This window comes from Adonisia turfae CCMR0081 (assembly GCF_011009555.1).
Classification (GTDB): Bacteria; Cyanobacteriota; Cyanobacteriia; order Phormidesmidales; family Phormidesmidaceae; genus Leptothoe; species Leptothoe turfae.
Genome location: NZ_QXHD01000004.1, coordinates 7,639,498 through 7,649,644, shown reverse-complemented (window position 1 = coordinate 7,649,644; position 10,147 = coordinate 7,639,498). Strand labels below are relative to the sequence as shown.

Annotated in this window: 10 protein-coding genes; 9 read left to right on the top strand and 1 reads right to left on the bottom strand. The window is 46.0% G+C overall.

Annotated features, from left to right (window positions below; translation table 11 throughout):
* The 4 genes from DXZ20_RS36725 to DXZ20_RS36710 form a co-directional block, all read left to right on the top strand.
* On the top strand, positions 1-341 hold a 341-nt coding region (locus DXZ20_RS36725), incomplete at its 5' end, for a ketopantoate reductase C-terminal domain-containing protein (RefSeq protein ID WP_284681708.1).
* A gap of 71 nt (positions 342-412) precedes the next feature.
* Positions 413-901 (top strand): WbuC family cupin fold metalloprotein, encoded by a 489-nt coding sequence (locus DXZ20_RS36720; protein WP_163703349.1) that lies wholly within the window; start codon positions 413-415, stop codon positions 899-901.
* A 56-nt stretch (positions 902-957) separates the two neighbouring features.
* Positions 958-2,424: an alanine/glycine:cation symporter family protein gene (locus DXZ20_RS36715; protein ID WP_163703348.1), complete on the top strand. Its 1,467-nt coding sequence runs from the start codon at positions 958-960 to the stop codon at positions 2,422-2,424.
* Positions 2,425-2,520: 96 nt separating this feature from the next.
* Positions 2,521-3,405 (top strand): hypothetical protein, encoded by an 885-nt coding sequence (locus tag DXZ20_RS36710; protein WP_163667975.1) that lies wholly within the window; start codon positions 2,521-2,523, stop codon positions 3,403-3,405.
* 195 nt (positions 3,406-3,600) lie between these two features.
* On the opposite strand, the gene DXZ20_RS36705 is transcribed toward DXZ20_RS36710, so the two are convergent.
* Positions 3,601-3,807, bottom strand: coding sequence for a hypothetical protein (locus tag DXZ20_RS36705; protein ID WP_006515584.1), 207 nt, complete (start codon positions 3,805-3,807; stop codon positions 3,601-3,603).
* Between the two features lie 297 nt (positions 3,808-4,104).
* Here DXZ20_RS36705 and DXZ20_RS36700 point away from each other — a divergent pair, with 297 nt between their 5' ends.
* The 5 genes from DXZ20_RS36700 (at position 4,105) to DXZ20_RS36680 (ending at position 9,835) form a co-directional block, all read left to right on the top strand.
* Entirely contained in the window at positions 4,105-5,031 is a 927-nt protein-coding gene (locus tag DXZ20_RS36700; RefSeq protein WP_163703347.1) for a hypothetical protein, read from the top strand.
* A 561-nt stretch (positions 5,032-5,592) separates the two neighbouring features.
* A complete protein-coding gene (locus DXZ20_RS36695; protein WP_006515587.1) occupies positions 5,593-6,180 on the top strand; it encodes a LabA-like NYN domain-containing protein in 588 nt (195 codons plus the stop codon).
* 125 nt (positions 6,181-6,305) lie between these two features.
* Positions 6,306-6,605: a hypothetical protein gene (locus DXZ20_RS36690; RefSeq protein WP_163703346.1), complete on the top strand. Its 300-nt coding sequence runs from the start codon at positions 6,306-6,308 to the stop codon at positions 6,603-6,605.
* A gap of 416 nt (positions 6,606-7,021) precedes the next feature.
* Positions 7,022-9,331 (top strand): ATP-binding protein, encoded by a 2,310-nt coding sequence (locus tag DXZ20_RS36685; RefSeq protein WP_250566057.1) that lies wholly within the window; start codon positions 7,022-7,024, stop codon positions 9,329-9,331.
* A gap of 36 nt (positions 9,332-9,367) precedes the next feature.
* A complete protein-coding gene (locus tag DXZ20_RS36680) occupies positions 9,368-9,835 on the top strand; it encodes a response regulator (RefSeq protein ID WP_163667967.1) in 468 nt (155 codons plus the stop codon).
* The last annotated feature ends 312 nt before the right edge of the window (positions 9,836-10,147 follow it).

Below are 10,147 nucleotides of genomic sequence, written 5' to 3'. Positions count from 1 at the left end.
TGGATGCGACCACGAATGAGCTGATGGCAGATGAGGCGGTTAAGGCACAGATCCACACCCTGATGACGGAGGTGATCACAGCTGCCAATGCCTGGGTTGACCATCTTTCTAAGCAAACTGCTTCGACTCGCCATATTCCTATAAATTGGGCCGCTGACATGCTGAATGCCACTACAAAAATGAAGCCCTATCGTACCAGCATGAAAATTGATTTTGATGAAGGGCGACCATTGGAGGTGGAGGCGATTTTAGGTAACCCGGTGAGGGCCGCGGCAGAGGTAGGGGTCAAAGTACCGGAGATGGAAAAGCTTTATAAGCAAGTGCGGGCGCTTTCAAATTGAGGCACCCTTTACATAGGTTTACACTAGTAGATAACTGGTAACTTATTCCGAAATCATCACTGTTCCATCCCATGCCCACCGTCATCAAACGCGTATCTCAAGAGCTGTTTGACAGCGTTTCCCAGGAGGCATCAGCGCTGCCTCGTTTACGGAAAAACCACAACTTGCATCAGCTACCGGACTCTGTCCAACGGTTTATCAATGTGTTACAGCCTGGCACCTATGTGCGTCCACACCGACATCTACGGGCTAAAGATAGCAATGGGTTTGAGCTATTTCTGGTGCTTCAGGGTGAGATTGGTTTTTTAATACTGAATGAGCAGGGGCAGGTGATTCAGATTGAGCGCCTATGTGCCCAGGGACCAACCTATGGTTTAGAGCTGGCGGAAGGACAGTACCACTCGCTGATCGCCCTGGCTCCAAATACGGTGATGTTTGAGATTAAGGAAGGGCCTTACGTACCAGCAGCAGATAAGGATTTTATGCAGCAGTTTCCGGCAGAGGGAACCGTTGCGGCACAGCAGCAGGTACAGGCATGGGCTGAGTTGTTTTCGGGTTAGGCCTGTACTGATGGCCCTAGGGTGACCTTGATCCTAGAAAAGATGATTTGCCGATAATGGAAAGCACAACCTTGAATCAACTGCTAACACATATGGACCATGGTTTTGATATCGGGGTGACGCTGTTGGAGCGTACCTTGTTTTTTGGACTGTGGGGTGTGCCGCTGATTGTGCTGTGGTTGATGGCAGGGTCGGTGTATCTGACGCTGCGCATGGGGTTTATTAATGTGCGGGGGCTGCGCCATAGCCTGGCGGTACTGCGGGGTGACTATGATGACCCGCATGAGGTTGGGGAGGTGAATCACTTTCAAGCGTTGGCGACGGCGATGTCGGCAACGGTGGGGTTGGGGAATATTGCTGGAGTTGCGATCGCAATCCAACTGGGAGGCCCCGGTGCAGTCCTTTGGATGACCGTAGCAGGACTACTGGGCATGACCACCAAATTTACCGAATGCACCCTGGCCCAAGAATATCGCGTTATCCAAGATGGCCAGGCATTGGGGGGCCCCATGTATTACCTCAGCCAGGGCCTGGCCGAGCGCGGGCTCAAACCCATGGGACAGTTGCTGGCAGCTACCTTCGCCATTCTTTGCATGGTTGGGGCCATCGGCGGTGGCAATATGTTTCAGGCCAACCAGTCGGGGATGGCAGTCGCTGCCCTGGGGAAGCACCTGCAGTGGAGCTGGCTAAGTGAGCCTAGCGTTTACGGTATCGCTCTCGCCCTGGCCGTTGCTACCGTGATTATTGGCGGCATCCAACGCATTGCCCAAGTAGCCTCAGCCATTGTGCCAACCATGGTAGGGCTTTACCTAACTGCCGCCCTCTGGATCGTGTGCCATCACCTGGGAGATATCCCCAACGCCATGGGTCAAATTTGGCATTCGGCCTGGCATCCAGTTGCCATTGAAGGGGGCATCGTCGGCGTCATGGTACAGGGTCTACAGCGAGGTGTTTTCTCCAATGGTGCAGGTACGGGTGCTGCAGCCATTGCCCACGCCACCACTAAGAATCCTGAACCCGTCCGCGAAGGTATCGTCGCCCTGATAGAACCACTGATCGACACAGTTATTATCTGCAATCTAACCGCCTTAGTCTGCTTGCTAACAGGTGTTTATCAACCTGGCAGCATCGTCAACGGCATTGAGCTCACAACGACTGCCTTTGCCACCGAAGTGCCGATGATGACCTGGGGGCTGGCCATAATTGTTTGCCTATTTAGCTTTTCCACAATTATTTCCTGCTTTTATTATGGCGAAGCCTGTTGGCGCTACTTGTTCGGAGAGCAAGGTCTATTGACCTATAAGCTACTCTATATTTTGGGTAGCTTTTGCGGCACCATCATTGGCCTAGATACTGTGATTCGCTTTAGTGACATCATGGTCTTTGCCCTCGGTATTCCCAATATGCTGGGTCTCCTGCTGCTATCCAACCAGGTAGCCCGTAGCCTAGACAAATACTGGCATACTGAACATTCCTTTCAGTCACCACCCACCACTGACCACTCATCCTCTTCTAATCCCTAACCATCTTGCCCCAATCTACAGCCCTACTTTTTACAAATAGGTGTAACCTATAGGCACTTTTGGTCAGTAGTAAATCTATAGGGCTGTAGTCGGGTAATGGGTAGTGATGTTCTAATTTTGACAGTCTATTTTTTGGTAGTGATTTATGTGCTCTACCAAATGGCACTCTCTGTAGAAAATACCCTGGAAAACAAATTAAAGGTTGACTTAAACCGTGGAGCGTTACTTGCTCAGGTTAACCAACAGCTGCAACAACTCCCCGATACACAGCAAATTACGGCGGAAATCGAAGAGCTGGAGCTTAAAGGATATAAATTACCTCCCCAACTGGCACTAACGGTCACCTCTCAAAATAATGCTCAGCAAAAGCGCAAAGTGACCGTCAATGTTGGCCCCATGGGTCGCATGCCTCTGGCCATGTCACTGATGGATCTCAATGTCACTATCCGCAACACAACGAGTGATGCCCAGGTATTTATTGATTGGGACAGAAGCACGGTCAGCTCAGGAACTACACGACGAACACAGCGCGTTGTACGTGCAGGCATCCCCATTAGTGGCGACTTATCTCGATCTCAAGTATTAAGCGTAATTAACCCTGGTGAATCTTTTGTTACCAGAGTCACAGGAGAGAATTGTCTAGGCCTGGATCCAGAGACCCGCAACCTAAGACCGGGCAGACCTTTGATTGAGATGATTGAAGTAGCGGATCTGATAACAGATTTGATTGAGACCCCTGAGGACATCCAGGATCTTCCACCGATGATGGCCTATAGCCTAGGATTGATGATTGGCATCCGCCAGATCACTCACGATCAGACAAACCACACTGCTTATCTGTTGCTGCCGTTTAATTTTCAAGCTGTCTTACTTCCCGATGAAATTGCCTTTCCGCCCCTACGTTGGTTACTTAATCGCCCCCGCCCTGAAAGTGCACGAGACGCCTTAACTACATTACTTTTAGGGCGACCAAAGCTATAAGCCACCCACGATACATTTTTCAAATAAAGAAGCCTCTAGCACTTATTACTAGAGGCTTTGCTATGGGTACGACTGGCAGAATAGCCCCTGATGCTCTCATCCTCCAGGTCTATGACGTAGCCAGTGATTAAAATATTCTGATTTTGGTGGCATTGAGCTAAATTGCTGAGCTTACTGACACTAAGTTACCCATTCTCAACTATCGTCAGGATTAATCCTTTCTCGGCCAATCCGTAATGCTTCATCTAAGAGACGTTCACTCAACTGTATGCAAATGGTTGCGTAAGAGCTCTTAAAGATCTTAAAAAACTCATCCACCACCTGGTCTACAACCTCAGGTGGCAAGTTTTCAGCCTGGATAATTTCTTGAATTCTAGGATCCTCTGGTTCATGCTCAACCATGCGTCCGGCATATTGGATATTCTGTCAATTATTAGTTTGGCTTATTTATCTGACCTAGTCTAGCCTTGTTATATGGTTAAAGCGTATTGATTATGCAGTTGGCTTGCTGAGAAAAGCCACAGTTCATAGAAAAAAGCTGGCCAAACTCCTCATGTAAGACCAACCTGAGAGCTAGCATACGTCCCTAACATCAAGCATTACCGGAAAACCCCAGCCAGATTTGGAAGATATCTTTGCACCTGATTGCCGCTTGTGGTCAGCCAGTTGTAATTGATTTCCTTAGGAGTCTGATTCGCCATGGGTATTCGTCATATAGGCCATGTGGTAGCCCTAATCCTGCCGCTGTGGATTGCCTGCAGTCTAGCCAAAGCTGAAGCCCCCGCCCCGGCCACACCAGCTACCTCCACACCAGCCGAGCTACAACAGGTACCACCCAATGGGCTAGAAAGTCTTGATGAGCAAGGCTTCAGATATTTTCAAACCATGGGACCCTTAGAATATGCAACACGTTTAGGTAGTATCCCAGACACACCGACTTGGCGTGTAAGAGTGCGCTTGTATCCGGTTTGGCAAAATTCTGAGTTTCTTTATCACGTAAAGCTCGATCACTACAATCTATCGCCAGCACTTTATCAAGCTTTAGTAGATAGCCATGGGGTAGAGAATGTGGACCCTAGCTTAAACAGCACGACGCCACACCTAGCCATTGGATTGGAATTTTTACCTGTGATGAATATGGCCGCTGACTGGCTACCAGCCGCTACACAAATTGAGCAATCAGCGCTTGATAGGGCTACAACCTGTGGATTAGGACTAGACTGCGCAGCCATAGAAGAGCCCAACAACAGTACTTGGGCAATTGAAACAACTATGGATATGGATATTGCTCCTTGGGATAGTGATAATGAGCCGCTTTACATGCTGGTCAGAGCATTAGCCAAACAAGCAGGTTGGTTGCAAGGGGGCTGGATATTACCCAACGAAATCCCTGAAGGCATTAGTGCTGAACGCCCCTGGGTGGAAGTATTGGTAACCAATTATGCAGGCAATGGCGGTGGCTACCTAGCAACCTGGATTGAGCATGTTGCCGATGACAGCATCCGTTCTATTGTTCATCAGATCTATTACGATGCTGCCTGGATGGATGTAAGTGGTAGCGCCAGCACTGGCTATGTGTGTAGCCGAGGGAGTGATGCAGGTGCAATTAGAGCGGTCTGTCCATAAAAAGACGATTCACCTAGTGACCACCGGACACCCACCATCTACTCAAGTAGCACAGTACAGACACCTATTTTCATGGACATATGTAACAAAAATCTTAAGTCTAAAAGCGACAGCGGCTAACCAGTACTTTAAAGGCACGCAACATTCCTGAAAGTACGCCTGACAAGCATTTTAAACAATTACCTGTCTTTGGTTTAGATGATTAAGCAGCTTCATAACACCCTTAACCTTGGGCCTCAATGAACTTTCACATATTTTTACTTCTCAGAATATAAAATAATCCGCAAATCTTAAGATATTATTAAATCAGTGTTTTTTTGAACTCCCCAATCATGCCAGGTTTTATTAGTCATCTGGCAGTTTTTTAAGTAACTCAGTTGAGAGTTTTCGAAAATTCATTTGTATATCGATTGAGAGTCCTGTAGACGATCTTGTTTTTCGGCACAAGTGATCTTGCAAGCTGCTCAGAATCGAGCCATTCGCTAGAACACCGGAATCGATCCAAAAGAATGCCTCGAATATCTCTCTGATCTATTAACTCAGTAGAGGAATCTTTCTGCGATGCTAACTAATAACCCAGCTACCTTTAAAGACTTACCCACTTCCCCTGCAATTCTAGAACAGGGTAGGGTATCTGTCTTTATCGATGCTGCCCATGTTTTTTATGCAGCGTCAACGCTGGGCATTGAGATTGATTACAGCAAATTGATATCACAGCTTGTTCCCAACGGTCAGCTATTACGGGCTTATTTTTACACTGGCGTAGATCCCAACAACATTAAACAGCAAGGGTTTCTGCTGTGGATGAAGCGCAATGGCTATCGTGTAATTACTAAAGAGATTTCAACAAAAGAGAATTCTGATGCCTCCCAGCGCTCTATTGACTTTTGCGTTGAAATAGCAACGGACATGATCACACAGTCGGCTTTTTGCGACACCGTTGTGCTAGTCAGTGGAGATGGTCGCTTTACTCGCTTACTTAACCACTTTGCCCATTCAAGCACCCGCACAGAGCTGGTTAGCCTGCAGTCCATTACGAGCGAACGCCTGCTTAGTGAAACGGATAGTGCCACTGATTTTGCAAGTTTTAAGGATGCGATCGCAAAGCGGCATGCTAACTACAAACGTGCCAGATTTAGTGCGGCCTAAACATCAGACCCCAACCATAGTTGCATTCCATCAGATTGAAACGCTTATTAAACAATACGAGTTTCCTTATCTCTAAGGAAACTCGTATATCTCTTTAACCTTTAGCAGTTTTATACTTTATAAAAATGATTTCATTTAATAGTGAGCATCTCCGTCTGATTTGGAGCATGGTGGAAACTTATAGCTATATACTAGAAGGCTTAAGTGACGAGGCTATCTGCCTATGGTTATTGAAAAAAATAAAAGATAACATTCATCTGAGCCACGATGAAACTAATGAGATCAGAGCGTACATTCGCAGCCGCAGCCACTTAATTCGTGAAGTTGCTAACAATCAACCCCTTTCTGACAATGTCAGAACAAAACAGTTCTCAAATACCCATGGCAGCAAACCCATAGAGCTTCCATACAATAAAGCAATATAGGGCCGTAGGTAGTACAACAAGACTTGCCAAAAATATAACAGTCGCTTTTACCGGCCAATGACGCTGAGAAACCATTGCCTTTGAATTCTAAATCAACAGTAGAGACATACACTTTCAATAAGCAAAGCAGTTAACCGTCTCAGGCACTTACTTAACCTATTGAAAACAAACTGCAAATAGCTGATTAAGGAAAAATGCTAGCTCAAGTCGCTTCAAATCCGACATTGAGAACCTTAAAAACTCTGACTAAGCGCTAGGACCAAACACATTTATCAGAGGTGTGTACATATTTATAACTAATATCCCTCAGACTGTTAAGAGAAGCTGAAGTTCTCTTAATAGTCTGTAATACTTGTAGCAGTAGGAAAATGTATTAAGTTGTTCCGTGTAGCTCTCCCTTCGTTGCCCCCTCCAGAATGAGACAGTTTGATCCGCCACACGGTCCAGGTAGGCTCCAGCAAGACCATGAATCATTTCCTGTCCATCGCATTGGTTTGACTCAGCCCCATGGCGTGTTGATGGCACTAGCGGCATCAGACTTCACCATTACACAGCTCAGCTGTAATACCACTGACTATCTAGGTATGGAGCCCCAAACATTGCTAGGACAGTCATTCCTGGATTTGTTAGAGTCCCCGGTATCAACGCAAGCGGAACTGCTACACCGCTTAGCAAACGCTACGGAGCGTCCCAGCTATATACCCATTGCTATTTCCACATCAGATGACACCAAATACTTTGATGGTCTGGTGCATCGAATGAATGAAATCATCATTCTAGAACTAGAACCAACCCGTCTATATACGGCCCAGGGTCTGGCGGTTTTACAAAGCAACGCTCAACAGGCTATTGCTCGCTTACGCGGTGTCAACGACTTAATTGATTTTCTCCAGGCAGCTGCCACTGAAATACAGACATTGACTGGCTATGACCGAGTCATGGTCTATCAGTTTGATGAAGAACAGGCTGGTGCAGTGGTTGCCGAAGTAAAGCCCGCTGAGGCCGTATCTTACTTAGATCTGCACTATCCCGCCACAGATATCCCGACCTCAGTGCGACAGCTTTATCAAAAGAGCACGGTGCGATTTATCCCCAATCTAACCGCCCCCCCCGTTGAACTCATTTCTACAGAGCTTGAGTCGGGTAAGGCACCATTAGATTTAAGTTATTCCATCCTCAGAGGTGTTGACCCCTGCTGCATTGAATATCATCAAAACATGGCCGTCACTGGATTACTGGTGATTGCCTTAGTCAGTAACAATCAGCTGTGGGGTCTGATTTCATGCCACCATCCCACAGAGAAGTTCCTTCCTTGTACCGTTAGAGCGGTCTGCGAGATATTAGGGCAGTTTATTGCCGCTGAACTAACCAGCAAAGTTAACCAAAATGAACTCCACTATCTCAACACCCTCAAGGCAATCCAGGCTGACTTTATCTCATCCATTGCCAGCGCAACAGACTTTAAACAGGCACTGATTCATCCAGAACCAAGGCTATTAGAAGTCCTCCAGGCTCAAGGCGTCGCAGTTTGTCTCGGTGAAGATATTACGCTAATTGGTCATACCCCTGCCACGGAAGATGTGCAGGCCTTAATTAACTGGTCTATAGAAACCAAAACCACAGAAATTTTTCACACCAACTGTCTGTCTGAGGAATATCCAGCCGCCATCAATTTTAAGGACATCGCCAGTGGTCTAGTTATTCTCAAAATATCTCAACTCCGGCGTTATCTCATTCTCTGGTTTCGGCCTGAAGTTCTACAAACGGTTAATTGGGCAGGAAATCCACAAGAGTCTATCCATGAAACCGAAGATGGCAGTATTTTTCTCTGCCCTCGCACGTCATTTCAACAATGGCAAGAGACTGTACAAGCCACAGCCCTGCCCTGGAAAGCAGCAGAAATAGACAACGCCCTAGCCTTAAAAAATGCCATCGTTGGCATTGTGCTGAATAAGGCTGATGAACTGGCACAAATCAATCTTGAATTGGAGCGTAGCAATCGGGAACTCGATTCGTTTGCCTATGCAGCTTCCCACGATCTCAAAGAGCCCTTGAGAGGGATTAGCAATTTTTCAAATATCCTTTTAAGACGCCATAGTCAGGCTTTAGGTGACTCTGGTGTCAAGCGACTAGAAACTTTGGTCAAGCTAGCAGAGCGCATGGATGGGTTGATTGATGCTTTGCTTAAATTTTCACGACTAGGGCAAGCTGAATTGAACTCTCAACCCATCGATCTGAATAAGCTTTTACCAACAGTTATCGATATTTTGCAAGCTGGTCGTGAAGGTAGCGGACCGCTACTCCAGATTCAGATTCCACGACCTTTACCTACAGTCAGGGCTGACCCCGTATTAATTTTGGAAGTTTTTAGCAACCTCCTTAGCAATGCTCTTAAATACACTGATAAGCCCCAGCCCATGATTGAAATTGGCTATTTAGTTGAGCATGAGCAGCAGCTTGACAGTCAAGACAAAATCACCATCGCGCCCAATACATGTGTACTTTACGTTAAAGATGATGGCATTGGCATTCAGGAACGCCATTTTCAAAACATATTTCGGCTATTCAAGCGCCTCCATGAACGTGATAGTTACGGTGGTGGAACAGGGGTGGGATTAACGATTGCGAAGAAAATCATCGAACGCCATGGTGGGCACATTTGGGTGGCATCTAACTATGGTCAAGGGACTACCTTTTACTTCGTGCTAAACTGTGAAGAAAAATAATAAACTCTAACGAAAAATTAAACCTTTCTTAAGTTTATGCCCGACAATAGCACAACGCCTCTATTAGTCATTGAGGATAGCGATGAAGACTTTGAAGTCCTACAGATCTTCATGGAAGATCTGGCTGTTGCCAATCCTATCTATCGCTGCACCACCGGGGATAAAGCTCTAGATTTTTTGTATCGAAACCTGGATCAAGAAGCCCCTGAAAATACAGCACGTCCCTCCATGATTTTGCTGGATCTAAATCTTCCTGGAACCGACGGTAGAGAAGTATTAGAACGGCTAAAGCAAGATGATCAGTTTCGTGAAATTCCGATCGTTATTTTTACAACCAATTCTGATCCAAGGGATATTAAATTTTGCTATAGAAAGGGAGCAAATGGGTATCTAATAAAACCGGTTGGGACAGAAAAATTTGAGAAAGCAATTCAAGCCTTTGTAAACTATTGGTTGCATACAAATACTCCCCCTGATTGGGTTGAATTAACTGGGATAAATTAGGGATATATCAAGCTTAAAAATCAAAGTCAGACAAATGGGTATAGCGGACTGAAAGTCAGATTGCGCATGGATTCACTGCCTTACAAGGTAGGCAATCTTCTAGATGATCAAAGTCTGCACATTTACATTTTGATTAGGGCACTTGCAAACCTTTCTAAAGCAGATTTTAGATCAGCCCCGGACACGTTATTAACTTTTGTATACTGTCTTTTATATTTTATTAACAATTAAAATATGGTGGCACGCTGTTATTTGAGATGCCCCATTATGTTATATGCCTGTAGCTCACACTTTACTCATCGTTGATGATTG